This is a genomic window from Pseudomonas sp. B392_1p, from assembly GCF_052245235.1.
In the GTDB taxonomy this organism is placed as follows: domain Bacteria; phylum Pseudomonadota; class Gammaproteobacteria; order Pseudomonadales; family Pseudomonadaceae; genus Serpens; species Serpens gallinarum.
Window position 1 is genome coordinate 1 of the sequence record NZ_JBQPXM010000003.1, and the last position, 24106, is coordinate 24106.

Annotated in this window: 25 protein-coding genes and 3 tRNA genes; 26 read left to right on the top strand and 2 right to left on the bottom strand. The window is 62.6% G+C overall.

Annotation, left to right across the window (positions count from 1 at the left end; all coding sequences use genetic code 11):
• Both ACTV8E_RS04605 and ACTV8E_RS04610 read right to left on the bottom strand, forming a co-directional pair.
• A partial coding sequence (locus ACTV8E_RS04605) for a secretin N-terminal domain-containing protein (RefSeq protein WP_443198671.1) occupies window positions 1–725 on the bottom strand: 725 nt, incomplete at its 3' end.
• 3 nt (window positions 726–728) lie between these two features.
• Window positions 729–1385, bottom strand: a complete 657-nt coding sequence (locus ACTV8E_RS04610) for a type II secretion system protein N (RefSeq protein WP_443198672.1) — start codon at window positions 1383–1385, stop codon at window positions 729–731.
• 114 nt (window positions 1386–1499) lie between these two features.
• On the opposite strand from ACTV8E_RS04610, the gene gspE reads away from it, so the two are divergent.
• The 26 genes from gspE to pcaF all read left to right on the top strand — a co-directional run bounded on the left by gspE (window position 1500) and on the right by pcaF (window position 24047).
• On the top strand, window positions 1500–3005 hold the full coding sequence (gene gspE / locus ACTV8E_RS04615) for a type II secretion system ATPase GspE (RefSeq protein WP_443198673.1): 1506 nt from the start codon (window positions 1500–1502) through the stop codon (window positions 3003–3005).
• 2 nt (window positions 3006–3007) lie between these two features.
• Window positions 3008–4219 carry a GspF family T2SS innner membrane protein variant XcpS gene (xcpS, locus tag ACTV8E_RS04620; protein ID WP_443198674.1) on the top strand — a complete coding sequence of 404 codons (1212 nt, stop codon included), beginning with the start codon at window positions 3008–3010 and terminating at the stop codon, window positions 4217–4219.
• Between the two features lie 4 nt (window positions 4220–4223).
• Window positions 4224–4646 (top strand): type II secretion system major pseudopilin GspG, encoded by a 423-nt coding sequence (gene gspG / locus ACTV8E_RS04625; protein WP_273534776.1) that lies wholly within the window; start codon window positions 4224–4226, stop codon window positions 4644–4646.
• Window positions 4647–4651: 5 nt separating this feature from the next.
• The gene (gspH, locus tag ACTV8E_RS04630) at window positions 4652–5203 is read left to right on the top strand and encodes a type II secretion system minor pseudopilin GspH (RefSeq protein ID WP_443198675.1); all 552 of its coding nucleotides are present in this window, start codon (window positions 4652–4654) and stop codon (window positions 5201–5203) included.
• Window positions 5200–5580: a type II secretion system minor pseudopilin GspI gene (gene gspI / locus ACTV8E_RS04635; protein ID WP_251836147.1), complete on the top strand. Its 381-nt coding sequence runs from the start codon at window positions 5200–5202 to the stop codon at window positions 5578–5580. The genes gspH and gspI overlap by 4 nt, the downstream gene beginning before the upstream one ends.
• On the top strand, window positions 5577–6260 hold the full coding sequence (gene gspJ, locus ACTV8E_RS04640; protein ID WP_443198676.1) for a type II secretion system minor pseudopilin GspJ: 684 nt from the start codon (window positions 5577–5579) through the stop codon (window positions 6258–6260). The genes gspI and gspJ overlap by 4 nt, the downstream gene beginning before the upstream one ends.
• Window positions 6257–7231 carry a type II secretion system minor pseudopilin GspK gene (gspK, locus tag ACTV8E_RS04645; protein ID WP_443198677.1) on the top strand — a complete coding sequence of 325 codons (975 nt, stop codon included), beginning with the start codon at window positions 6257–6259 and terminating at the stop codon, window positions 7229–7231. Before gspJ ends, gspK begins: the two co-directional genes overlap by 4 nt.
• Window positions 7224–8357, top strand: a complete 1134-nt coding sequence (gene gspL / locus ACTV8E_RS04650) for a type II secretion system protein GspL (RefSeq protein ID WP_443198678.1) — start codon at window positions 7224–7226, stop codon at window positions 8355–8357. Before gspK ends, gspL begins: the two co-directional genes overlap by 8 nt.
• A complete protein-coding gene (locus ACTV8E_RS04655; RefSeq protein WP_443198679.1) occupies window positions 8358–8876 on the top strand; it encodes a type II secretion system protein M in 519 nt (172 codons plus the stop codon). It abuts the gene before it with no gap.
• A gap of 148 nt (window positions 8877–9024) precedes the next feature.
• A tRNA-Val gene (locus tag ACTV8E_RS04660) sits at window positions 9025–9100 on the top strand.
• 50 nt (window positions 9101–9150) lie between these two features.
• Window positions 9151–9227 (top strand) — tRNA-Asp (locus tag ACTV8E_RS04665).
• Between the two features lie 105 nt (window positions 9228–9332).
• A tRNA-Asp gene (locus ACTV8E_RS04670) sits at window positions 9333–9409 on the top strand.
• Between the two features lie 245 nt (window positions 9410–9654).
• Window positions 9655–10503 (top strand): IclR family transcriptional regulator, encoded by an 849-nt coding sequence (locus ACTV8E_RS04675; RefSeq protein WP_251836142.1) that lies wholly within the window; start codon window positions 9655–9657, stop codon window positions 10501–10503.
• Between the two features lie 203 nt (window positions 10504–10706).
• Window positions 10707–11657 (top strand): AraC family transcriptional regulator, encoded by a 951-nt coding sequence (locus ACTV8E_RS04680; protein ID WP_251836141.1) that lies wholly within the window; start codon window positions 10707–10709, stop codon window positions 11655–11657.
• A gap of 265 nt (window positions 11658–11922) precedes the next feature.
• Entirely contained in the window at window positions 11923–13284 is a 1362-nt protein-coding gene (gene benA / locus ACTV8E_RS04685) for a benzoate 1,2-dioxygenase large subunit (RefSeq protein ID WP_443198680.1), read from the top strand.
• On the top strand, window positions 13284–13772 hold the full coding sequence (gene benB, locus ACTV8E_RS04690; protein WP_443198681.1) for a benzoate 1,2-dioxygenase small subunit: 489 nt from the start codon (window positions 13284–13286) through the stop codon (window positions 13770–13772). The genes benA and benB overlap by 1 nt, the downstream gene beginning before the upstream one ends.
• A 10-nt stretch (window positions 13773–13782) precedes the next feature.
• The gene (benC, locus tag ACTV8E_RS04695) at window positions 13783–14793 is read left to right on the top strand and encodes a benzoate 1,2-dioxygenase electron transfer component BenC (RefSeq protein ID WP_443198682.1); all 1011 of its coding nucleotides are present in this window, start codon (window positions 13783–13785) and stop codon (window positions 14791–14793) included.
• 81 nt (window positions 14794–14874) lie between these two features.
• The gene (locus tag ACTV8E_RS04700; protein WP_443198683.1) at window positions 14875–15654 is read left to right on the top strand and encodes a 1,6-dihydroxycyclohexa-2,4-diene-1-carboxylate dehydrogenase; all 780 of its coding nucleotides are present in this window, start codon (window positions 14875–14877) and stop codon (window positions 15652–15654) included.
• Window positions 15655–15760: 106 nt separating this feature from the next.
• Window positions 15761–17104, top strand: a complete 1344-nt coding sequence (locus ACTV8E_RS04705) for an MFS transporter (RefSeq protein ID WP_443198684.1) — start codon at window positions 15761–15763, stop codon at window positions 17102–17104.
• 28 nt (window positions 17105–17132) lie between these two features.
• Window positions 17133–18254, top strand: a complete 1122-nt coding sequence (locus tag ACTV8E_RS04710; RefSeq protein ID WP_443198685.1) for a muconate cycloisomerase family protein — start codon at window positions 17133–17135, stop codon at window positions 18252–18254.
• A gap of 15 nt (window positions 18255–18269) precedes the next feature.
• The gene (gene catC / locus ACTV8E_RS04715; RefSeq protein ID WP_084344039.1) at window positions 18270–18560 is read left to right on the top strand and encodes a muconolactone Delta-isomerase; all 291 of its coding nucleotides are present in this window, start codon (window positions 18270–18272) and stop codon (window positions 18558–18560) included.
• Window positions 18561–18631: 71 nt separating this feature from the next.
• Window positions 18632–19570, top strand: coding sequence for a catechol 1,2-dioxygenase (catA, locus tag ACTV8E_RS04720; protein ID WP_443198686.1), 939 nt, complete (start codon window positions 18632–18634; stop codon window positions 19568–19570).
• A 202-nt stretch (window positions 19571–19772) separates the two neighbouring features.
• The gene (locus ACTV8E_RS04725; RefSeq protein WP_443198687.1) at window positions 19773–21011 is read left to right on the top strand and encodes a benzoate/H(+) symporter BenE family transporter; all 1239 of its coding nucleotides are present in this window, start codon (window positions 19773–19775) and stop codon (window positions 21009–21011) included.
• A gap of 200 nt (window positions 21012–21211) precedes the next feature.
• Window positions 21212–22063 carry a CoA transferase subunit A gene (locus ACTV8E_RS04730; protein WP_443198688.1) on the top strand — a complete coding sequence of 284 codons (852 nt, stop codon included), beginning with the start codon at window positions 21212–21214 and terminating at the stop codon, window positions 22061–22063.
• Window positions 22063–22845, top strand: coding sequence for a CoA-transferase subunit beta (locus ACTV8E_RS04735; RefSeq protein ID WP_251836130.1), 783 nt, complete (start codon window positions 22063–22065; stop codon window positions 22843–22845). Before ACTV8E_RS04730 ends, ACTV8E_RS04735 begins: the two co-directional genes overlap by 1 nt.
• On the top strand, window positions 22842–24047 hold the full coding sequence (gene pcaF / locus ACTV8E_RS04740; RefSeq protein ID WP_251836129.1) for a 3-oxoadipyl-CoA thiolase: 1206 nt from the start codon (window positions 22842–22844) through the stop codon (window positions 24045–24047). The genes ACTV8E_RS04735 and pcaF overlap by 4 nt, the downstream gene beginning before the upstream one ends.
• Window positions 24048–24106 lie beyond the last annotated feature (59 nt).

Consider the following 24106-nt stretch of genomic DNA (forward strand, 5'->3'; position numbering starts at 1 on the left):
CCGATCAGCACCAGGCGGTTGGTGCGCGCATCGGCGATCACCTGCGCACCGCTGCCCTTGGCCTGGGTGTTGTTCAGGGTTTCCGCGGCATCCATCACCCAGGCGTGCTGCAGGTTGACCACGCTGTAGTTGTGGCCGCTCTGCTGGTCGAGCTGCTGGATCAGTTGCTCGAGGCGGGCGATGTTGGCGCGGCGATCGCTGATGATCAGCGCATTGCTGCTGGGGATGGCGGCCAGGTGGCCGTACTGCGGCACCAGCGGGCGGATCAGCGGCAGCAGTTCACTGGCCGATTGGTGCTGCACCTGGATCAGACGGGTTTCCAGGTGGTCGGCGCTGTCGCGCGGGGCGTTGGCTTCGGTTTTCGCCTCGGCGTTGGGCACCACCCGCGACTGCCCGTCCTGGGTGAGCACGCTGTAACCGTGGGTGGTCATCACTGAGAGAAACAGCTGGTAGACCTCGCGCAGCGACAGCTGGGCGCTGGAGGTGACGCTGATCTGCCCCTTGACCCGTGGATCGATGATGAAGGTTTCGCCGGTGATGGCCGCGACCTGATCGATGAACTCGCGGATGTCGGCATCCTTGAGGTTGATGGTCCAGCGCTCGGCCTGCTGGCTGCGGGCTGAGCCAGCGGGCGGCACGCCGTTGGCCGCCTGCAGTGCGAGTGAGGCGGTGAGCAGGCTGGCGGTGAGCAGGGCGAGGGTCAGACGCGAAAAAGTCGAGGGCATCGGTCAGTCGCTTTCCGTGGGCTGTTCGATAGAGGGTGGCGTGTCGGTTGTGCGCGTGCCTGAGGTGTTGAGCTTTTGCCGCAGGCTGGCCAGGCGTTCACGCAGCTGGCGCAAGCTATCGTCCTGTAGAGCGCTGAGTTGTGCGGCTTGCTCTTCGGGGGTGAGCGGCGTGCTGAGTACCGGGGCATTGCCCGCACGGCCGCGACTGGGAAAGTGCAAGGTTTCCCGGCGGCCGTTGCGTTCGATTTCGACGTGGTCAGCATAGACCGCGTGCAAGCGCACGCCGGACTCCAGTTCGCCCCCTATGGCAAACCGCTGAGGCCGGTCGCCATTGCGCTGGATGATCGCGCTGGAGCGTAGAGGGTCGGCATTGACGAAGCTGCCATGCAGGGTCAGGCGCAGTGTGGTGGCCGGCGGCGCGAGTGACTCGGTGAGGTTCGGGCCAAAAAGCAGTGTCAGTTTTTCCAGCGGGACTTGAGGAGCTGACGGAGGCGCCGTGTATTCGACAGGCGGTGGCGGGGCTTTTAACACGCGCAGCCATTCAGCGCTCTGCCACGCCAGGCTGATGCTCATGGCCGCCAACAGAAAAGCGCCGAGCACAGTTGGGCTGTGCCGTTGCAGCCAGTGCAGGCTCCCGGTCTTGGGCAAAGAGTACTCCATTAGCTTTCTTGTTATGGGTTGGCGTGTTGAGCATAGAAGCAGTTGCCGGACTGATAAGCCGAACTTTGTGTCGGCTCTGGGTGTATGAAAATCGACTAAAACCTTATTAAGGTCATGATCGAGGTACGGGTGTGGATGAATAGCCAGGTGGAAGCACCATTACGACGTCTGCCGTTCAGCTTTGCCCGTCGGCACGGCGTGGTGTTGCTGAGCGAGTCGGGGCTCGCCTGTGTCGGTTATCGCCCGGCGGTGGAACTCGGCGTGCTGGCCGAGGCGCAGCGCTTCGCCGGACGCAGCCTGGCCTTGCGGCCGTTGTCCGGCGAGGAGTTCGAGCGGGCGCTGGCGGCGGCCTATCAGCACGATTCCGCCTCCATGCAACTGGCCGAGGACATCGGCGGCAGCCTGGACCTGGCGGCCCTGGCCGAACAGGTGCCGGAAACCGAGGACCTGCTCGAGCAGGAGGACGATGCGCCGATCATCCGCCTGATCAACGCCATTCTCGGCGAGGCAATCAAGGAAAACGCCTCGGACATCCACTTGGAAACGTTCGAAAAACGCCTGGTGGTGCGCTTTCGCGTCGACGGTCTGCTGCGCGAAGTGCTTGAGCCCAAGCGCGAACTCGCCGCCCTGCTGGTGTCGCGCCTGAAGGTCATGGCGCGCCTGGACATCGCCGAAAAGCGTATCCCGCAGGATGGGCGCATTTCACTCAAGGTGGGCGGGCGTGAGGTGGATATCCGTGTCTCTACGCTGCCGTCGGCCAACGGCGAACGGGTGGTGCTACGCCTGCTCGACAAACAAGCCGGGCGCCTCAATCTGCAGCACCTGGGCATGAGTGCCACGGATCGCCCGCGCCTGGAAGATACCCTGCACAAACCCCACGGCATCCTGCTGGTCACCGGTCCCACCGGCTCGGGCAAGACCACCACCCTGTACGCCAGCCTGGTCACCCTCAACGACCGCACGCGTAACATTCTCACCGTTGAGGATCCCATCGAATATCACCTGGAAGGCATCGGCCAGACGCAGGTCAATGCCCGGGTGGAAATGACCTTTGCCCGTGGCCTGCGCGCCATCCTGCGTCAGGACCCGGATGTGGTGATGGTCGGTGAGATCCGCGACAAGGAAACCGCCGAGATCGCCGTGCAGGCTTCGCTGACCGGACACCTGGTGCTCTCTACCTTGCACACCAACAGCGCGGTGGGGGCGATCACCCGGCTGGTGGACATGGGCATCGAGCCATTCTTGTTGTCGTCGTCGCTGCTCGGCGTGTTGGCCCAACGCTTGGTGCGCGTCCTGTGCGAACAGTGCAAGGAAGCGGTGCACGCCGATGCGGCGTCCTGCGCATTGCTGGGCGTGGCCAGTCACGCGGCGCCGTTGATCTACCGCCCCAGGGGATGCTCGGCCTGCAACCAACATGGCTATCGCGGGCGCACCGGTATCTACGAGTTGGTGGTGTTCGATGAGCAGATGCGCAGCCTGGTGCACAACGCCGCTGCCGAGCAGGAGCTGACCCGCCACGCCCGCAGTCTGGGGCCAAGCATTCGCGAGGATGGCCGGCGCAAGGTGCTGGAAGGCGTCACCACGCTGGAAGAAGTCCTGCGCGTGACGCGGGAAGAATAGGCATGGCTGCCTACGAATACCTGGCTCTCGACCCTCGCGGGCGACAGCAGAAGGGCGTGCTGGAAGCCGACAGCAGTCGGCAGGTGCGTCAGCTGTTGCGCGAACGTCACCTCATGCCCCTGGAGGTCAAGGCCACGCGCACCCGTGAGCCGGCCGCCGGCGGCTGGCGTTTCGTACGAGGCCTGTCGGCCCGCGACCTGGCTTTGCTGACCCGCCACTTGGCCACCTTGGTGCAGGCCGCGCTGCCCATCGAGGAGGCCCTCGGCGCCGCCGCCGCGCAAGCCCGGGCGCCGCGCATCCAGGCCATGCTGCTGGCGGTGCGCGCCCGCGTGCTGGAAGGCCACAGCATGGCTGCGAGCCTCAAAGAATTTCCCGCCGCCTTTCCCGAGCTGTACCGCGCCACCGTGGCGGCCGGCGAGCATGCCGGCCACCTGGGGCCTGTGCTCGAACAACTGGCCGATTACACCGAGCAGCGCCAACAGTCGCGCCAGAAGATCCAGCTGGCACTGCTCTATCCGCTGATTTTGATGATCGCCTCGTTGCTGATCGTCGGTTTTCTGCTGGGTTACGTGGTGCCGGACGTGGTGCGCGTATTCATCGATTCAGGACAGACGCTGCCGACCTTGACCCGGGGCCTGATCGCCCTCAGCGACGGGGTGCGCAATTGGGGCTGGCTGGTTCTGTTAGTGGCGCTGGGAATGGGGTTGGGGTTGCGCCAGGCGCTGCGCGACGATCAGTTGCGCCGACGCTGGCACGGCTTGTTGTTGCGCGTACCACTGCTCGGTCGCTTGTCCAGGGCCACCGACTGCGCGCGCTTCGCCTCGACGCTGGCGATCCTCACCCGCAGCGGGGTCCCACTGGTGGAGGCGCTGAATATTGCGGCCCAGGTGATCGCCAACCGCTTGATCCGTGAGGAGGTGTTGGGTGCCGCGCAAAAGGTGCGCGAAGGCGGCAGCCTGACCCGCGCGCTGGAGGCCAGCGGCCAGTTCCCGCCGATGATGCTGCACATGATCGCCAGCGGTGAGCGCTCCGGTGAACTGGATCAGATGCTGTCACGCACCGCGCGCAACCAGGAAAACGACCTGGCCGCGCAGGTGGCCCTGCTGGTCGGCCTGTTCGAGCCGTTCATGCTGGTGTTCATGGGCACCGTGGTGCTGGTCATTGTGCTGGCCATCCTCATGCCGATTCTGTCTCTCAATCAACTGGTGGGGTAATGCTGTGAACAAGCAACGCGGTTTCACGCTGATCGAAATCATGGTGGTGGTGGTGATCCTCGGCATTCTTGCCGCCCTGGTGGTGCCGCAGATCATGAGTCGTCCGGATCAGGCCAAGGTCACCGTGGCCAAGGGCGACATCAAGGCGATTTCGGCGGCCTTGGACATGTACAAGCTCGACAACCACAGCTACCCGAATACCCAGCAGGGGCTGGAAGCATTGGTGCGCAAGCCGTCCGGCAATCCGCCGGCGCGCAACTGGAACCCGGACGGCTATCTCAAGCGCATGCCGGTCGATCCGTGGGGCAATCCCTACCAGTACCTGGCGCCGGGCACCAAGGGGGCGTTCGATCTGTACTCGCTGGGCGCCGACGGCAAGGAAAGTGGCAGCGACCTGAATGCCGACATCGGCAACTGGGACATCTGATTGCCATGACCCGCGCTCGGGGCTTCACTCTGATCGAGCTATTGGTGGTGCTGGTGCTGATCGGCAGCCTGGCTGGCTTGGCGATGCTTGCGGGTGGCATCGCCAGCCCGGCGCGGGAATTGAATATCGAGGCCGAACGCCTGGCCGGATTGATCGGCGTACTGGCTGACGAGGCGGTGCTCGACAACCGCGAATACGGATTGCGTATCGAGAGTGGGGCGTACCAGGCGCTGGGTTATGACGAGCGCAGCGGGCGCTGGTCGCCTCTGAATGACAAGCCGCCGCATCGATTGCCGGAATGGGCGCGGCTGGACCTCGAACTGGAAGGCCAGGCGTTGAAGCTGGCACCGCCCACTTCCCCCGATAAGCGTTCCCCAGGCAAACCGGCCAATCGGAACTCGGTGCCGCAGGTGTTGCTTCTGTCCAACGGCGAACTCAGCCCGTTTCGTCTGGAAGTGTCCGAGCTGCGTGCCGGTGGGGCTCGCCTCCAATTGGCCAGCGATGGCTTTCGCCTGCCCAAGGTTGAAGTGCTGAGTAACTCGAGAACTGCCCGATGAAGCAGGTGCGAGGCTTTACCTTGCTGGAAGTCATGGTGGCCCTGGCCATCTTTGCTCTGGTAGCCGCCAGCGCGCTGACCGCCAGTGCCCGCAGCCTGCAGACTGCCGCACGCCTGGAGGACAAGACGCTGGCCCTGTGGATTGCCGACAACCGCCTGATCGAACTGCAATTGCAACGTCAACCCCCTGCCGAAGGGCGCCAACAGGGCAAGCTCGAGTATGCAGGACGGCGCTGGCAGTGGCAGAGCCAGGTCGAAGCGACGACTGATCCGGCGCTGCGCCGCGTTACCTTGCGGGTACTGGCCGGCGATGCGCCGGCAGACTTTGACCAGCGGGCACTGGTCAGCCTCAGCGGTTTTATCGAGACGCGGCCATGAGGGACTCACAAGGCTTTACCTTGCTGGAGCTGCTGATCGCCATCGCCATCTTTGGCCTGTTGGGGTTGGGCACCTATCAGATGCTCGGCAGCGTGGTGCGCACCGACAGTACAACCCGCGAGCAGGAGCTGCGACTGCGCGAGTTGGTGCGTGGCATGGCTGCTTTTGAGCGGGACGTGCAGCAGACGCTGGCACGTCCTGTGCGGGCGCCTTACGGCAACATGGATGCCGCGTTCGAAGGAGGAAACATCACCGGCGAGGGCGTCACGGTCGCGCTTACCCGCACGGGGTGGCGCAATCCCACCGGGGTGGTGCGTTCACGTTTGCAGCGGGTGCGTTGGCAACTGGACGGCACCACCTGGCAGCGCCATTACTGGCGGGTGCTGGATCAGGCCCAGGACAGTCAACCTCAGGTACAGCAGGTGTTGGACGATGTGCTGTCCTGGCGCTTGCGCTACCTGGATCAGGACGGCAATTGGCAGAACAGCTGGCCCAGCGGGATGGTGGCCAATGAAGAAAGCATGACGGAATTGCCCAGGGCTGTAGAACTGATACTCGAGCATCGGCATTACGGTTCGCTGCGTCGGCTGTTTCGCCTGCCCGATAAAGCCATTCCCGGCGCACTGGGTCCGTCTGATGACGACGATGCTGACGTGCCCATGCCGGAGCTTTCTTTGTGAGGCGTCAGCGTGGGGTGGCGCTGATTACCGTGCTGCTCGTGGTGGCGGTAGTAACCGTGGTTTGCTCAGGTCTGATTGCGCGACAGCAACTGGCTATCCGCAGTAGCTCCAATATGCTTATTCAGCGCCAGGCCTGGCATTACGCCCAAGGGGGCGAAGCCCTGGCCAAGGCGTTGTTGCTGCGCGACCTGCGTCAGGGTGAAGCAGGGCCTACCGTCGATCATCTCGGCGAGCCATGGGCCGCGCCGCTGAAAACCTTTGCCCTGGATGAGGGCGGCGAATTGCGGGTACGCATCGAAGATCTCAGCGGCCGCTTCAATCTGAACAGCCTGGTGCGCGAAGGCCGTCTGGATCGCGCTGCCTTTGAGCGCTTCCAGCGCCTGCTGCGACGACTCAACATCGGCGCGCCCTATGCCGGACGGTTGCGTGATTGGCTGGATTTCGATGAGCAGGTCAGTGTGCTCAATGGTGCCGAGGACAACGATTACCTGTTGCTCAAGCCTCCTTATCGGGCCGCCAACCGGCCGCTGGCGGATGTCTCGGAATTGCGGCTGCTGTTGGGCATGCGTGAGCAGGACTATCGATTGCTGTTGCCGTATGTCAGCGCTTTGCCGCCGGAGGCACCCTTGAACGTCAACACGGCAAGTGTTCTGGTGTTGTCCAGTCTGGCCGAGGAGCTATCGCCCGACGTGGCGTTGGCACTGGCGGCGGTGCGGGGGGCTCGAGGCTTTCGCACGCTTGATGAATTTTTTGCTCAGCTGGGCCCTGCTGCGCAGCAGGTGACAGCTAGGAGACTGGCAGTTGGGAGTCAATTTTTTCAGGTCATCAGCGAGGTCGAAATGGGAACGCGACGACAGGTGCTGGTAAGTCTGCTGCAACGTGGCAACGATGGCCGGGTGCGTGTCCTGGCCCGTGATCTTGGGCAGCCTGGATTGTCGCCGATCGCGAGCGAGGGGCGTAGCGATGACTGAAACCTGGGTCTTCCTGCCACCGGCAGCGGTCTGGGGGGTTGATCCCCAGCTGGACGTGCACTGGGTGCGCGATGGTGTATGCCGGTCGGAGCCTTTCGAGGACGTCTGTGCCGTATTGCATGGTCCATGGCGCCTGATACTGCCCGTGGAGGCGGTCACTTCTTGCAGTGTGCAGTTGCCTACTCAGAAAAAGCGCTGGTTGCGCAAGGCGCTGCCTTTCGCCGTCGAAGAGTGGCTGGCTGAGGACATTGAGCAGATGCATCTGGCGCTGGGGGCACCCCTGGCGGACGGGCGTCATCGGGTGTTCGCCGTACGTCGTGACTGGTTGAGCGACTGGCTGGCACTGTGCGCCGAGCCGCCAGGGCAGATTCGGGTCGATGCGGACCTATTGCCCGAGGACGCCACCTGGCTGTGCTGGCTCGACGGCCGCTGGCTGCTTGGCGGGCTGCCGCCGACACGCCTGGCACTGAGTAAAGAGGACGGACCGGAGCTGGCGAAACAATGCCCGGAGCCGCTGCGGGCCTGTGTTCCGCAGGGGATATCGTTGCCCGCTGGTTGGGAAAGCCTGTACGAGCAGGATCCGCATGTCTGGCTAAGCCGTCAGGCTGGGGGGTGCAACCTGGCTCAGGGGGAGTTTGCCGTACAGGAGCATGCCCACGCCGGGTGGCGCTGGCTGCCCGTGTTCGGTGCGCTGGGGGTGTGCCTGCTCCTGCAATGGGGCTTCAACCTGGCCCAGGGCTGGCAGTTGCAGCGGGCGGGCGAAGACATTGCCCGCGCCAGTACCCAGCTGTATCAGGAGCTGTTTCCCGACGACCGCAAGCTGATCAACCTGCGCCAGCAGTTCGATCAGCATCTGGCCGGGTCGGCGAACACTACGGGCGAGGGACTGCTTGGGTTGCTCGGGCAGGCCAGCGGCGCGTTGCTGGATGAAAGTGTGCAACTGCGCGTGCAGCAGCTGGACTTCAGCGCCGCGCGCGGTGATCTGGCGCTGCAGGTGCAGGCGCCAAGCTTCGAGGCGCTGGAGCGTGTGCGGGAGCGCTTGATCGATGCCGGCCTGGCCGTGCAGCTGGGCTCGGCAAGTCGCGAGGCGGAGGGTGTCAGTGCGCGTTTGGTGATCGGAGGTTAAATGGCGGTCTGGAATCGTGAACAGGTAATAGCCCAATTGCATGCCTCGCCGTTGGCGCAGCGCTGGCAGCACCTGGCAAGGCGTGAGCGCCTGATGCTGGGCTTGCTGGCTGTGTTTCTACTGGGCACCTTGTTGTATCTGGGCATCTGGCGCCCCGTCTCAAGCCAGAAGGTCGAGGCGCTGCGGTACCTTGAGCAGCAGCGCGAGCTGCATGGCTATTTGCAGGTGCGGGCGCCTGAGGTCATGGACCTCCAGCGCCGGCCAGCCGTTAGCCTCGATCCGGCGCGTCTCCAGGGGTTGGTCACGGCGTCGGCTACCGAAAAAGGGTTGGCGGTCGAGCGGCTGGATAGCGAGGGGAGTGGGGGGGTACAGGTCAGCCTGCAGCCTGCCGGCTTTGATCGTTTGCTCAGTTGGATCGGTGACCTGCAAGCACAGGGGGTAAGGATCGAGGAGGCTGGACTGGATCGGCAGGGGGATGGACGCATCGCAGCGCGACTGACGTTGCGTGTGGCGTTCTAATGTCGCCCTTGGGTGGGCAAATGAGGTGCTTGGGTGTGCCGGCTGGGTTTATAAAAATGCCTGAAAAATCAAAAATTTAGAAAAACTTCATAAAGAGGGTTGACTTGAAAGCGCCCTCTGAGTAAATTGCGCGCCTCGCAAGGCCGATGGCTGATTAGCTCAGCTGGGAGAGCACCTGCATCACACGCAGGGGGTCGGCGGTTCGATCCCGTCATCAGCCACCATCATCTTTGCGAAGCTCCGTAAGGGGCACCGGACGAAAGTCCACCGACGCGCAGTGGTAGTTCAGTCGGTTAGAATACCGGCCTGTCACGCCGGGGGTCGCGGGTTCGAGTCCCGTCCACTGCGCCATATTTAGCCAAGTTCGATGATGTTGTATCGGGCTTGAGGGCGACAAGCTTTGGCAAGTCGTTCAGACGTTAGCAAGAGTTCCACGGACGAAAGTCCAACCGACGCGCAGTGGTAGTTCAGTCGGTTAGAATACCGGCCTGTCACGCCGGGGGTCGCGGGTTCGAGTCCCGTCCACTGCGCCATATACGGTTTCGCCACACTCATGCGAGTTCTGCGAAACCACAAAAAGCGGCCTTCATGGCCGCTTTTTTTTGTGCCTGAAAAAAAACCGACAGGTTTTTTGGCTGAAACCCTTTCCCCTTTTCACCGGCAGGCTCGAATGTAATTTTCCGAGGGTGCGCTCGTGCTGGCCGCGCAGTGTGTTTGTTGCGATTATCGGGCATCATTTCGATAATCGGCCGTATCGCGGCCTCAACCGGAGTACTCCATGACTGAAGAGCGTCAGACCACCACGTTCCTGGCTCCTCCGCCGTATGTTTCTCCGGCGAAGCGTATCGAAGAGTTCAGTGGCGATCCCAACTTTATGAGCTCGCTCGCCCGAGGGCTGGCCGTGATCACGGCGTTCCAGGAGCGCAAGCGTCACCTGACCATTGCCCAGATCAGCCATCGCACTGGCATTCCCCGTGCCGCAGTACGGCGTTGTCTGTACACCTTGATTCAGCTGGGTTATGCGAGCTCGGACGGGCGTACCTACTCACTGCTGCCGAAAGTGTTGACCCTGGGGCATGCCTACCTGTCTTCCACGCCGCTGGCCGTCTCCGCCCAGCCTTATCTGGACCGCCTGACCGAGCAATTGCACGAGGCGTGCAGCCTGGCCACCCTGGAAGGCGAGCAGGTGCTGTATATCGCTCGTTCAGCGGTACCTCAGCGGTTGATATCCATCGATTTGAGCGTGGGCAGTCGCTTACCGGCCTATTGCACCTCTATGGGGCGGATCATGCTGGCGGCCATGGATGACGCCAGCCTGCAGGATTACCTGGCCACCGCCGAGCTGCAGCCCAAAACCAGCCGCACGCTGCACACGCCCGAACAGCTCTGGGAATGTTTACTGCAGATCCGTACCCAGGGCTGGTGCATTGTCGATCAGGAGCTGGAGCAGGGCCTGCGCTCCCTGGCGGTGCCGGTGCGTGATTCCAGTGGCCATGTACTGGCGGCCATGAACGTCAGCACACATGCGGGGCGCGTGCCGCTGGCCGAGCTTGAACAACGTTACCTGCCGATCATGCTGGCCACCAGCCGGGAGTTGAGCGAGCAGCTCTTCGCGACCTTGGGTTGAGTCTTTCGGGCGGTAATCGCCCGTTTTCGCATTGAGATGGTTGCTTGTTTCCTTAAGCGATACATGCTGTGCAAACAGGGCTAGTTCTTTAGTAGCCCCTGCGGTGTATCGAGTGCCGCCTGCCTAAACTCGGTGCATCGCTATCCGGCGATACAGAGGGCCGTAACGACCTTCAAAACAACTATAAGAAACAGGTGTACCCCATGCTCTTGCACGAAAAAAGCGCGATTTTCGAGCGTGCAGACCCTTATGCCGTCTCGGATTACGTCAACCAGCATCTGGGCATGCATAGCATCCGCATGCCCAGGAATCGGCACGCTACAGCCAGTCTCAGCCACCGCAAGTTTGCCAGTGTGGACTTGTGTCGCATCCGTTATGGCGGCCAGGCGCGGATTACGTCCCCGGCGCTGGAAAGTATTTTTCACCTGCAACTTCAGCTCAAGGGCAGCAGCCTATGGTGCAGCCGTGGCGTTGAGCAGCGCCTGCAACCCGGCGATTTGCTGATGATCAACCCGGATGATCCGGTCGATCTGACCTACGGCCAGGATTGCGAAAAACTGATCATCAAATTGCCCACCAGCCTCTTGGCAGCCTGCTGCGAGGAGCAGCGCTGGAACTTGCCCCGGGAAGGTGTGCGTTTCACCCGCCGGCTGCACCGATTGGAAGATCTGCAGGATTTCATGCGCCTGGTGGACCTGATCTGCCTGGAGGCGGAATCTGACGACAATGGCCTGCAAACCCAGCAGCATTACACACGCATCGTGGCCAGCAAGCTGCTCAGCAAGGTGCCCAACAACATTCGTCGCGAAGCGCCGATCCCACAGGCTGTACCGTTCGAGCAGTTGATCCAGTACATCGATGAGCATCTCAAGGAAGACCCCGGCATCGACACACTGGCCGCCCTGGCGAAAGTCAGTCAGCGCTCGGTGTATGCGTTGTTCGAGCGCCACCTGAATTGCACGCCCAAGCAGTATGTGCGTGATCGCAAGCTGGACCGCGTGCATGCTTGCCTGAGCGATCCGTCCTGCCATGTGCGCAGTGTGACGGAGATCGCCCTGGATTACGGCTTCATGCATTTGAGCCGCTTTTCTGAAAGCTACAAGGCTCGCTTTGGCGAGTTGCCTTCCGAGACCTTGCGCCGGCAAAGCCGCTAAAGGACTCAAGTTCGGGTTTCCCCATCGAGTGTGGAAACCCGGCTTATCCCGCTCCCCATACCCGTCCGCCGTTGCCGTTTCTTCGGCTTTTCGGCGGTTTTTTTTATGTGAATAAATCACTGCCTTTGTCGGCACAGCGGACGCTTTTTAATCAATCGATGCGTTGCAGAAAACGGATAGCGATGCTGCACAAAGCGGATATTGCGACCGACATTGCAGGAATAGCCTTGGTCTCGCCTGAACAATAACAATGGAGGCCCCGGCGATGAACCTGGGAAGCGACTACCTTGATTCGCTTGTTGAGGACAATGCTGACAAAGGCATCTTTCGCTGCAAGCGCGAAATGTTCACCGACGAGCGTCTGTTCGAATTGGAGATGAAGCACATCTTCGAGGGCAACTGGATCTACCTTGCCCACGACAGCCAGATTCCCGAGAAGAACGACTATTACACGACCCACATGGGCCGTCAGCCGATCTTCATTGCGCGCAACAAGGACGGTGAGCTCAATGCCTTCATCAACGCCTGCAGCCATCGCGGCGCGATGCTCTGTCGCTTCAAGCGGGGCAACAAGGCGACTTATACCTGCCCGTTCCATGGCTGGACCTTCAATAACTCCGGCAAGCTGCTCAAGGTCAAAGACCCCAAGGAAGCCGGTTACCCGGACAGTTTTGACTGCGACGGTTCCCATGACCTAAAGAAAGTCGCGCGCTTCGAGTCCTATCGCGGCTTCCTGTTCGGCAGCCTGCGCGAAGACGTCGCGCCGCTGGAAGACTTCCTCGGTGAGTCGAAGAAGATCATCGACATGGTGGTCGACCAGTCTCCCGATGGCATCGAAGTGCTGCGCGGGTCCTCCAGCTACGTCTTCGGTGGCAACTGGAAGCTGACTGCGGAGAACGGCGCCGATGGCTACCACGTCACCGCCGTGCACTGGAACTACGCCGCCACCCAGAACCAGCGCAAATTGCGCGAGGCCGGCGAAGAGATCCGCACCATGAGTGCCGGTGGTTGGGGGAAAAAGGGCGGGGGTTTCTACTCCTTCGAGAACGGCCACCTGTTGCTCTGGACGCGCTGGGACAACCCCGAAGACCGCCCCTTGTTTTGCCGCCGCGATGAGCTGGTCGCCGAAGTCGGCGAGGCTCGCGCGGACTGGATGATCGGCAACTCACGCAATCTGTGCCTGTACCCGAACCTGTACCTGATGGACCAGTTCGGCTCGCAGCTGCGCATCGCCCGGCCGATCTCGGTGGACGAGACCGAAGTCACCATCTACTGCATTGCCCCGAAAGGCGAAAGCGCTGAAGCGCGCGCCACCCGCATCCGCCAGTACGAAGACTTCTTCAACGTCAGCGGCATGGCCACGCCCGACGATCTCGAGGAGTTCCGCGCCTGCCAGCAGGGCTACCAAGGACGCGCCATGGAATGGAACGATATGTCCCGTGGTGCCAAGCATTGGATCGACGGCCCCGATGAGGGCGCCAGGGAAATCGACTTGCATCCGTTGCTCAGCGGTGTGCGCTCCGAGGACGAAGGCCTGTTCGTCATGCAGCACCGCTACTGGCAGGAGCAGATGATCAAGGCCGTCGAGGCCGAGCAGGCGCAGCTGATCCACGTGGAGGGCGCGTAATGACCATCACCTACGACGCCGCCCGAGACTTCCTCTACCGCGAAGCGCGCTACCTCGACGACAAGGAGTGGGACAGCTGGCTGGAGCTCTACGCGCCGGATGCCAGTTTCTGGATGCCGGCCTGGGACGATCACGATCAACTGACCGAAGACCCGCAGCGCGAGATCTCGCTGATCTGGTACGGCAACCGTGGCGGTCTGGAAGACCGGATATTCCGCATCAAGACCGAGCGCTCCAGCGCCACCATTCCCGATACCCGCACCTCGCACAACATCAGCAACCTCGAGCTGCTCGAGCAGGCAGATGGTTTCTGCACGCTGCGTTACAACTGGCACACGATGAGCTTTCGCTACAAGACCGTGGACCATTTCTACGGCACCAATTTCTACACCCTCGATGTGCGCGGCGAGAACCCGCTGATCAAGGCTAAGAAAGTGGTGCTGAAGAACGACTACATCCGCCAGATGATCGATGTGTACCACCTCTGAGGGCGCCGCCATGACTCACAAGATCGCATTGAATTTCGAAGACGGCGTCACGCGGTTCATCGACGCCAGCCTGGGCGAAACCGTGGCCGATGCCGCCTACCGTCAAGGCATCAATATCCCGTTGGATTGCCGCGACGGCGCGTGCGGTGCCTGCAAATGCTTCGCCGAAGCCGGCCGCTATGACCTGGGGGAGGAGTACATCGAGGATGCGCTGAGCGAAGACGAAGCCGAGCAGGGCTACGTGCTGACCTGCCAGATGCGCGCCGAGAGCGATTGTGTGATTCGCGTGCCGGCTTCTTCTCAGGTGTGCAAGACCGAGCAGGTTTGCTATGAGGCGGCCATCAGCACGGTGCGCCAACTGTCCGAGAGCACTATCTCGCTGTCAATCAAGGGCGATTCGCTGGCTCAGCTGGCGTTTCTGCCGGGGCAGTACGTCAACCTCCAAGTGCCGGGTAGCGACCAGACCCGCGCCTACTCGTTCAGCTCCATGCCCCGTGATAGCGAAGTCAGCTTCCTGATCCGCAACGTGCCGGGCGGGCTGATGAGCAGCTTTCTCACCGGTCTGGCGAAATCCGGCGACAGCCTGACCCTGGTTGGCCCACTGGGCAGTTTCTACCTGCGAGACATCAAGCGCCCGCTGCTGTTGCTGGCCGGCGGCACGGGCCTCGCGCCGTTCACCGCCATGCTGGAAAAGATTGCCGAGCAGGGCAGTGAGCATCCGTTGCACCTGATCTATGGCGTCACCCACGACCATGACCTGGTGGAGATGGACAAGCTCGAGGCCTTCGCCGCGCGCATTCCCAACTTCACCTACAGCGCCTGCGTCGCCAGCCCGGACAGCCAGTACCCGCTCAAGGGCTATGTCACCCAGCACATCGAGCCCAGGCACCTCAACGATGGGGAGGTCGACGTCTACCTGTGCGGCCCGCCGCCGATGGTCGAAGCGGTCAGTCAGTTCATTCGCGAACAGGGGCTGCAACCGGCGAACTTCTACTACGAAAAATTTGCCGCCAGTGCCTGAGGGCCGATGTCAGCGGTTCGTGGGGTGGGTAACCGCGCAGCGTTACCCACCGCAATCCTTGCCATTGCTGAGGTTGGGTAGATGCACAAGCGTTTTGAAAACAAAGTCGCCGTTATCACCGGTGCGGCACAAGGGATTGGCCGTCGCGTCGCCGAGCGTATCGTCGCTGAGGGTGGAAGGCTGGTAGCAGTGGACCGTTCCGAGGTGGTCCACGAGCTGGCCGATGAGCTGGGGGCGAGGGGCGTTGAGGTACTCACCCTGACCGCCGATCTTGAGCGGTTTGCCGACTGTCATCGGGTGATGGCTGTGGCGAAGGAGCGTTTCGGACGTATCGACATTCTGGTCAACAACGTCGGCGGCACTATCTGGGCCAAGCCCTTCGAGCATTACTTGGAAGACGAAATCGAAGCCGAAGTGCGACGCTCGCTGTACCCCACGCTGTGGTGCTGCCATGCCGCGCTGCCGCACATGCTGGAGCAGGGCGCGGGCGCCATCGTCAATGTGTCTTCGATCGCTACCCGCAGCCTTAACCGCGTGCCCTACGGCGCGGCCAAGGGCGGCGTGAATGCGCTGACCGCCTGCCTGGCGTTCGAAAATGCGCAGCGTGGCATTCGCGTCAACGCCACGGCCCCCGGCGGCACCGAAGCGCCGCCACGGCGCATTCCGCGCAACAGCGCCGAGCAGAGCGAGCAAGAGAAGCTCTGGTACCAGCAGATCGTCGACCAAACCGTCGATTCCACCCTGATGAAGCGCTACGGAACCATCGACGAGCAGGCCGGCGCAATCCTGTTCCTGGCCTCCGACGAGGCCAGCTACATCACCGGCGTGACCCTGCCGGTAGGGGGCGGCGATCTCGGCTGATTTCGGGCGCCGGCCTTGAACGAATAAGCACTACGCAAGAAATCGCAGTGCGCCAATAGGCTTGCTGCGGCGAATCCTGATTACAAAAACAATAGAGATTCTTGCCATGCGAAAAGTAGATGTTCACGACATCATCGATAACGCCCGCTTCAGTCAGTTCCACTGGCTGGTCATGTGCCTGTGCGCACTGTTGCTGATTTTCGACGGCTATGACCTGTTCATCTACGGCGTGGTTTTGCCGGTCATCATGCAGGAGTGGGGGCTGACCCCGCTGCAAGCCGGCGCGCTGGGCAGCTATGCGCTGTTCGGCATGATGTTCGGCGCCCTGATCTTTGGCACCCTGGCCGACCGCATCGGGCGCAAGAAAGGCATTGCCATCTGCTTCCTGCTGTTCAGCGTGGCGACCGTGATCAACGGCTTTGCCAGCACACCGACGCAATTCGGCGTACTGCGCTTTCTTGCCGGCCTCGGCTGCGGTGGCCTGATGCCCAACGTGGTCGCGCTGATGAACGAGTATGCGCCGAAAAAACTGCGCAGTACCCTGGTGGCGATCATGTTCAGCGGCTATTCGCTGGGCGGCATGTTCTCCGCCGGCCTTGGCATCTACATGCTGCCGCGCTTCGGCTGGGAAGCGATGTTTTTCGTTGCGGCCGTGCCGCTGCTGTTGCTGCCGGTGATTCTCTGGAAGTTGCCGGAGTCGGTGGGCTTCCTGGTGCGCCAGGGACGAACTGAGCAAGCGCGCAGGCTGCTCAACCAAATCGATCCGAGCCGTGCACTCAGCCTCGGCGACGAACTGGTCATGTCCGAGGTCAAGGGCAAGAGCGCGTCGGTGCTGGAGCTGTTTCGCAATGGACGCGGCGTGCGCACCCTGTCGATCTGGGTGGCGTTCTTCTGCTGCTTGTTGATGGTCTATGCGCTGGGTTCCTGGCTGCCAAAGCTGATGGCCAACGCCGGTTACAGCCTGGGATCGAGCCTGTCCTTCCTGCTGGCGCTGAATTTCGGCGGCATGTTCGGTGCCATCCTCGGCGGCTGGCTGGGTGATCGTTTGAACCTCGCCAAAGTGGTGGTGGTGTTTTTCGCCCTGGCGGCGGTTTCCATCGCGTTGCTCGGCATCAAGACGCCGATGCCGGTGCTCTATGCACTGATCACCATCGCCGGCGCGACCACCATTGGCACGCAGATCCTGCTCTATGCCAGCGCCGCGCAGTTTTACGGCCTGTCGATCCGCTCCACCGGCCTTGGCTGGGCGTCCGGCATCGGCCGCAATGGCGCCATCGTCGGCCCGCTGCTGGGCGGTGCGCTGATGGGCATCAACCTGCCGCTGCAACTGAATTTCATGGCCTTCGCCATTCCGGGCTTGATCGCCGCGCTGGCCATGGCGGTCTTCGCCCTTTCCGGCCAGCGCAGCAGCACTCTCGCGCCAGCCGGTCTGTCGGCGGCGAAAGCCTGATCACTGAACCAGAACTTGGGGAGCCGTTATGCGCCACACCCTGATTGAAAGCATCGACGCCGTCATCGTCGATCTGCCGACCATCCGCCCGCACAAGCTGGCCATGCACACGATGCAGAAGCAGACGCTGGTGATCATCCGCGTGCGTTGCAGCGATGGCATCGAAGGCATCGGCGAGTCCACCACCATCGGTGGCCTGGCCTACGGCAATGAAAGCCCGGAGAGCATCAAGACCAACATCGACAGCCACCTCGGCCCGCTGCTGGTGGGGCAGGATGCGAGCAACATCAACGCCGCGATGCTGCGGCTGGACAAGGCGGCCAAGGGCAACACTTTCGCCAAGTCCGGCCTGGAAAGCGCGCTGCTCGATGCCCAGGGCAAGCGCCTCGGGCTGCCGGTCAGCGAACTGCTTGGGGGACGTGTGCGCGACGCCTTGGAAGTTGCCTGGACCCTGGCCTCCGGCGACACCGCCAAGGACATCGCCGAAGCCGAGCAGATGCTCGACCTGCGCCGGCACCGCATCTTCAAGCTGAAGATCGGTGCCAACGAGGTGAGCGCGGACCTCAAGCACGTCATCGCCATCAAGAAAGCCCTGGGCGAGCGCGCCAGCGTGCGTGTCGATGTCAATCAGTACTGGGATGAGTCCCAGGCGATCCGCGCCTGCCAGGTGCTCGGTGACAACGGCATCGACCTGATCGAGCAGCCGATTTCGCGCATTAACCGTGCAGGCCAGGTGCGCCTGAATCAGCGCAGTCCGGCGCCGGTCATGGCCGATGAATCCATCGAGAGCGTGGCAGACGCTTTCAGCCTCGCCGCCGACGGCGCCGCCAGTATCTTTGCCCTGAAGATCGCCAAGAACGGCGGCCCGCGCGCGGTGCTGCGCACCGCACAGATTGCCGAAGCGGCGGGGATCGCCCTGTACGGCGGCACCATGCTCGAAGGCGCCATCGGCACCCTGGCCTCGGCCCATGCCTTCGTCACCCTGAACACGCTGAGCTGGGGCACCGAGCTGTTCGGCCCGTTGCTGCTCACCGAAGAAATCGTCACCGAGGCGCCGGTTTACCGCGACTTCCAGCTGGAAGTGCCGCGCTCGCCCGGCCTTGGCTTGACCCTCGATGAAGAGCGCCTGGCGTTCTTCCGCCGCACCTGACAGGAGGTTTCGCACATGCTGTTCCACGTAAAGATGACCGTAAAGCTGCCGGTCGACATGGACCCGGCCAAGGCCGCCAGGCTCAAGGCCGATGAGAAGGAACTGGCCCAGGGCCTGATGCGCGAAGGCACCTGGCGTCACCTGTGGCGCATCGCCGGCCAGTACGCCAACTACAGCGTGTTCGATGTGCCCAGCGTGCAGGCACTGCACGACACCCTGATGCGGCTGCCGCTGTTTCCCTACATGGACATCGAAGTCAATCCGCTGTGCCGCCATCCGTCCTCGATCCGCGATGACGACAGCTGATTCCGTTCCAAGCCGGGCATGCCCCGGTCAGTTAACCCCGTGACAACAATTACAACAATGAGGCCTGAGCCATGACTGTAAAAATTTCCCACTCCGAGCACGTGCAGAACTTCTTCAAGGAAGCCAGCGGCTTCAAGAACGACGAAGGCAGCCGCCGCATGAAGACGGTGATCAACCGCATTCTGGTGGACACTGCGAAACTCATCGAAGACCTGGCGATCACTCAGGACGAATTCTGGAAGGCCGTGGATTACCTCAATCGTCTCGGTGGCCGTAACGAAGCTGGCTTGCTGGTCGCCGGCCTGGGGCTTGAGCACTACCTCGATCTGTTGCAGGACGCCAAGGACGAGCAGGATGGCCTGATGGGCGGTACGCCGCGCACCATCGAAGGCCCGCTCTACGTGGCCGGTGCGCCAATATCCGAGGGCGAGACGCGCATGGACGACGGCAGCGAAGACGGCGTCGCCACGGTGATGTTCCTCGACGGTCAGGTGCTCGATGTGGATGGCGCGCCGATCGCCGGCGCCACAGTGGATGTGTGGCACGCCAACACCCAGGGCAACTATTCTTGGTTCGACCAGAGCCAGTCCGAGTACAACCTGCGCCGTCGCATCATCACCGATGCCCAGGGCCGCTACCGCGCCCGCAGCATCGTGCCCTCCGGCTATGGCTGCTCGCCCGATGGTCCGACCCAGGAAGTGCTCGATCTGCTGGGGCGTCACGGGCAGCGCCCCGCGCATATTCACTTCTTCATTTCAGCGCCGGGTCATCGTCACCTGACCACGCAGATCAACCTGTCAGGCGACCAGTACCTGTGGGACGACTTCGCCTACGCCACCCGCGACGGGCTGGTGGGTGACATTCGCTTCTGCGAGGGTGCCGAAGCTGCGCGCGCACGCGGCGTGGAAGGGCGCTTCGCCGAAGTGCGATTCGACTTCCAGCTGCAGAAGGCAGCAGTCCCGACGGCAGAACAGCGCAGCAATCGTCCGCGTGCCCTGCAAGAGGCCTGATCCCCAGGCGACCTTTGCTGATTAACAAGGTGGATGGTAAAGCGCCATCCACCCTACACAAGCGCCAGGCTTCGTAGGGTGGATGACGCTCTTTTCATCCACCACCTTTACCGGCTTCATTCCACCGTTCCACCGCGTCACCTCTACAACAAGAGCGATCCGGGCAGCGCCACGGATGGCCATGCCTGACTTGCGAGGCACTATGAAAGCGCTACTGAAGGACTGCTCCCTCTCCGCTGTGGTTGCCGGTTTTATTGCAACCGTCATTTCCTACGCAGGCCCCCTGGTAATCATTTTTCAAGCAGCCAAGGCTGCAGACCTGCCCCATGACGTGCTGTCGTCCTGGGTCTGGGCCATTTCCATGGGTAGCGGGGTGTTGGGTATCGTCCTCAGCCTGCGCTACAAGGTGCCGGTCATCATTGCCTGGTCGGCGCCCGGCTCCGCACTGCTGGTCACGTTATTGCCTGGCATCAGCCTCAACGAGGTGGTGGGCGCCTATCTGGTTTCCAGTCTGATCATCTTGCTGGTTGGCCTCTCCGGTACCTTTGATCGGTTGATCGGTAAGTTGCCGGCCGCGATCTCCGCCGCGATGCTGGCCGGGATTCTGTTTCGGTTCGGCACCGATCTGTTCGTGTCCATGCAAGATCAGCCCTGGCTGGTGCTGACCATGTTGGTGGCCTACCTGGTGTGCAAACGGCTGTTGCCACGTTATGCGGTGCTCGCCGTGCTGGTGGTGGGCGTGTTGTGCACACTTATCACCGGCGAACTGCGCAGCGAGGCGCTGGTTATCGGCTTGGCCACGCCGGTGTGGATCAGCCCCGACTTCAGCTGGCAGGTCATCCTCAACGTGACCTTGCCGCTGGTGGTGGTGGCACTCACCGGGCAGTTCGTGCCGGGCATGGTTGTCTTGCGCAACGATGGCTATCAGACGCCGGCCAGCCGGTTGATCAGCAGCAGCGCGCTGGGCTCTCTGTTGCTGGCGCCCTTCTTTTGCCACGGACTGAACCTGGCGGCGATCACCGCCGCCATTTGCACCGGCAAGGAAGCCCATGAAGACCCGGCCCGGCGATACGTCGCCGGAGTCGTTGGCGGTGTGTTTTACCTGGTGCTGGGCATCTTCGGCGCCACCCTGGTGTCGTTCTTTACCGCTTTTCCCGCGGCGCTGATCGCAGCGCTGGCTGGACTTGCGTTGCTGGCAGCCATCGGAGGTGCGCTGGGCGGTGCGATGTCGGCGCCAGCCAATCGCGAGGCTGCCTTGATCACCTTTCTAGTAACTGCGTCGGGAATGTCCTTCCTCGGCCTATCCGCCGCGTTCTGGGGGTTGGTGTTCGGCATCGGCGCGCATCTGTTACTGACGGCACGGCGCACAGCAGTGCCGCGTTCATCGGTTGCTGATGCCGACAACGAGACCCGAGAAAGCAGAGCGAGTAACCTCGTCTGAGGATTTCATCTCGAGCCGGAAAGGTACTGTCAGGCGTCGCATCACGCCGAACTTCAGCATTCGTCAAGAACGACTCAAACAGGTAATTGTGTTCGATTATCGAACGGTGAATCGATAATCGAATTGTTCTGGCCGGCACCGCGGCGTACTGTTTTGTCCATCGGATGCCCAGCATCCCTGACTCAACACGAGATTCCGACATGGCTGAAATCATCCCCCTGAGCGAAGCGATCCAGCGCTTCGTCAACGACGGCGATAGCATCGCCCTTGAAGGCTTCACCCACCTGATCCCGACTGCGGCATCTCATGAAATCATCCGTCAGGGCAAGCAGGATCTGACCCTGATCCGCATGACGCCGGACCTGGTGTATGACCTGTTGATGGGCGCCGGTTGCGCGAAGAAACTGATTTTCTCCTGGGGCGGAAACCCCGGTGTTGGCTCCCTGCACCGCATGCGCGATGCCGTCGAGAAGCAGTGGCCCAAGCCGCTGGAAATCGAAGAACACAGCCATGCCGACATGGCCAACGCCTACGTCGCTGGCGCCTCGGGCCTGCCGTTCGCCGTGCTGCGTGCCTACGCCGGCTCGGACCTGCCCAAGGTCAACCCGCTGATCAAGACCGTTACCTGCCCATTCACCGGTGAAGTGCTGGCTGCCGTACCGAGTGTGCGCCCGGACGTGACCGTGATCCACGCGCAGAAGGCCGACCGCAAGGGCAATGTGCTGATTCAAGGCATCCTCGGTGTGCAGAAAGAAGCCGCCCTGGCCGCCAAGCGTTGCATCGTCACCGTCGAAGAAATCGTCGACGACCTCAAGGCACCGATGAACGCCTGCGTGCTGCCGACCTGGGCACTCACCGCTGTGTGCGAAGTGCCGGGCGGTGCCCATCCGTCCTATGCCCATGGTTATTACGAGCGTGACAACGCCTTCTACAAGGCTTGGGACCCCATCGCCCGCGACCGTGAGGCATTCATCGCCTGGATCGACCGCTACATTCGCGGTACCGCCGATTTCAACGAGTTCAAGGCCAAGCTGGCCCAGGAGGCCAAGTAATGAGCGCCTACAACACCAATGAAATGATGACCGTGGCCGCAGCCCGCCGGCTGGGCAATACCGACGTGACCTTCGTCGGCATCGGCCTGCCGTCCAAGGCGGCCAACCTGGCGCGCCTGACCCATGCGCCGGACGTGACCCTGATTTACGAATCGGGCCCCATCGGCGCCAAGCCGACGGTACTGCCGTTATCGATTGGCGATGGCGAACTGGCCGAGACCGCCGATACCGTCGTACCCACGGGCGAAATCTTCCGCTACTGGCTGCAGGGCGGGCGCATCGACGTCGGCTTCCTCGGCGCCGCCCAGGTGGACAAGTTCGGCAATATCAACACCACGGTGATTGGTGATTACCACAACCCGAAAGTGCGCCTGCCGGGTGCCGGCGGCGCGCCGGAAATCGCCGGCTCGGCCAAGCGGGTGTTCATCATCCTCAAGCAGGGCCACCGCACCTTCGTCGACAAGCTGGCGTTCATCACCTCGGTCGGCCACGGCGAAGGCGGCGATCATCGCCAGCGCCTGGGCCTGCCGGGTGCCGGTCCGGTGGCGATCATCACCGACCTGTGCATCATGGAGCCGGAAGCCGGCAGCAACGAATTCATCGTCACCTCGATTCACCCGGGCGTGACCCGCGAGCAGATCATCGAAGCCACCGGCTGGCCGATTCGCTTTGCCGAGCAGGTGGTGGAAACCGAGGCGCCGACCCAGCATGAGCTCGACGCCCTGCGTGCCCTGGAAGAGCGTACCGCCATCGCCCACGGGCAGGCCGGAGGTGACGAATGACCCGCGAAGTCTTTATCTGCGACGCCGTGCGCACGCCCATCGGCCGTTTCGGCGGTGCGCTGTCCGCCGTGCGTGCCGACGACCTGGCGGCGATCCCGCTCAAGGCTCTACTGGAGCGCAACCCGCAGCTGGACCCGGCGGCCATCGACGAAGTCTTCATGGGCAGCGCCAACCAGGCCGGCGAAGACAACCGCAACGTGGCGCGCATGGCGCTGCTGCTGGCAGGGATTCCGGACAGCGTGCCGGGGGTGACTCTCAACCGTCTCTGCGCTTCGGGCCTGGATGCGGTGGGCAGTGCGTTTCGTGCCATTGCCTGCGGCGAGATGGAGCTGGCGATCGCCGGTGGCGTCGAGTCGATGTCCCGCGCGCCCTATGTAATGGGCAAGGCCGAGACCGCCTTCGGCCGCACGCAGAAGATCGAAGACACCACCATCGGCTGGCGCTTCGTGAACCCGAAAATGAAGGAACTGCACGGCGTCGATGCCATGCCGCAGACTGCCGACAACGTCGCGGATGACTTTGGCATCAACCGCGCCGATCAGGACGCCTTCGCCCTGCGCAGCCAGCAAAAGGCCGGTCGCGCCCAGGCAGAAGGTTTTTTCGCTGAAGAAATCGTCCCGGTGGTGATCAAGACCCGTAAAGGCGAGACCGTCGTCGACACCGACGAACATCCGCGTCCGGACACCTCCGCCGAAGCCTTGGCCAAGCTCAAGCCGGTCAATGGCCCGGACAAGACGGTCACCGCCGGCAACGCCTCGGGCGTCAACGACGGCGCGGCGGCCATGATCTTGGCCTCCCGCGAGGCCGTGGAAAAATACGGCCTGACGCCCCGCGCCAAGGTGCTGGGCATGGCCAGCGCCGGTGTTGCGCCGCGCATCATGGGCTACGGCCCGGTGCCGGCGGTGCGTAAGCTGCTGACTCGCCTGGACATCGCCATCGAGCAGTTCGACGTGATCGAGCTGAACGAAGCGTTCGCCGCCCAGGGCCTGGCCTGCATGCGTGACCTCGGCCTGGCCGACGACGCGGCCGCGGTCAACCCCAACGGCGGGGCGATTGCCTTGGGGCATCCGCTGGGTATGAGTGGCGCACGCTTGGTCCTGACGGCTGTGCATCAGCTGGAAAAATCCGGCGGCAAGCTGGGGCTGGCTACCATGTGCATTGGTGTAGGCCAGGGGCTGGCGCTGGCACTGGAACGCGTCTGATGGGTGGACCTGCTCGCGCGTTTGCGAAGCAGGTTCTTAGCGTGACTGAAACCCATTGT

Coding starts and splice junctions, on each gene's coding strand:
- ACTV8E_RS04610 (WP_443198672.1), bottom strand. CDS start 1,385: ATGGAGTACTCTTTGCCCAAGACCGGGAGCCTGCACTGGCTGCAACGG.
- gspE (WP_443198673.1), top strand. CDS start 1,500: ATGATCGAGGTACGGGTGTGGATGAATAGCCAGGTGGAAGCACCATTA.
- xcpS (WP_443198674.1), top strand. CDS start 3,008: ATGGCTGCCTACGAATACCTGGCTCTCGACCCTCGCGGGCGACAGCAG.
- gspH (WP_443198675.1), top strand. CDS start 4,652: ATGACCCGCGCTCGGGGCTTCACTCTGATCGAGCTATTGGTGGTGCTG.
- gspI (WP_251836147.1), top strand. CDS start 5,200: ATGAAGCAGGTGCGAGGCTTTACCTTGCTGGAAGTCATGGTGGCCCTG.
- gspJ (WP_443198676.1), top strand. CDS start 5,577: ATGAGGGACTCACAAGGCTTTACCTTGCTGGAGCTGCTGATCGCCATC.
- gspL (WP_443198678.1), top strand. CDS start 7,224: ATGACTGAAACCTGGGTCTTCCTGCCACCGGCAGCGGTCTGGGGGGTT.
- ACTV8E_RS04655 (WP_443198679.1), top strand. CDS start 8,358: ATGGCGGTCTGGAATCGTGAACAGGTAATAGCCCAATTGCATGCCTCG.
- ACTV8E_RS04675 (WP_251836142.1), top strand. CDS start 9,655: ATGACTGAAGAGCGTCAGACCACCACGTTCCTGGCTCCTCCGCCGTAT.
- ACTV8E_RS04680 (WP_251836141.1), top strand. CDS start 10,707: ATGCTCTTGCACGAAAAAAGCGCGATTTTCGAGCGTGCAGACCCTTAT.
- benA (WP_443198680.1), top strand. CDS start 11,923: ATGAACCTGGGAAGCGACTACCTTGATTCGCTTGTTGAGGACAATGCT.
- benB (WP_443198681.1), top strand. CDS start 13,284: ATGACCATCACCTACGACGCCGCCCGAGACTTCCTCTACCGCGAAGCG.
- benC (WP_443198682.1), top strand. CDS start 13,783: ATGACTCACAAGATCGCATTGAATTTCGAAGACGGCGTCACGCGGTTC.
- ACTV8E_RS04700 (WP_443198683.1), top strand. CDS start 14,875: ATGCACAAGCGTTTTGAAAACAAAGTCGCCGTTATCACCGGTGCGGCA.
- ACTV8E_RS04705 (WP_443198684.1), top strand. CDS start 15,761: ATGCGAAAAGTAGATGTTCACGACATCATCGATAACGCCCGCTTCAGT.
- ACTV8E_RS04710 (WP_443198685.1), top strand. CDS start 17,133: ATGCGCCACACCCTGATTGAAAGCATCGACGCCGTCATCGTCGATCTG.
- catC (WP_084344039.1), top strand. CDS start 18,270: ATGCTGTTCCACGTAAAGATGACCGTAAAGCTGCCGGTCGACATGGAC.
- catA (WP_443198686.1), top strand. CDS start 18,632: ATGACTGTAAAAATTTCCCACTCCGAGCACGTGCAGAACTTCTTCAAG.
- ACTV8E_RS04725 (WP_443198687.1), top strand. CDS start 19,773: ATGAAAGCGCTACTGAAGGACTGCTCCCTCTCCGCTGTGGTTGCCGGT.
- ACTV8E_RS04730 (WP_443198688.1), top strand. CDS start 21,212: ATGGCTGAAATCATCCCCCTGAGCGAAGCGATCCAGCGCTTCGTCAAC.
- ACTV8E_RS04735 (WP_251836130.1), top strand. CDS start 22,063: ATGAGCGCCTACAACACCAATGAAATGATGACCGTGGCCGCAGCCCGC.
- pcaF (WP_251836129.1), top strand. CDS start 22,842: ATGACCCGCGAAGTCTTTATCTGCGACGCCGTGCGCACGCCCATCGGC.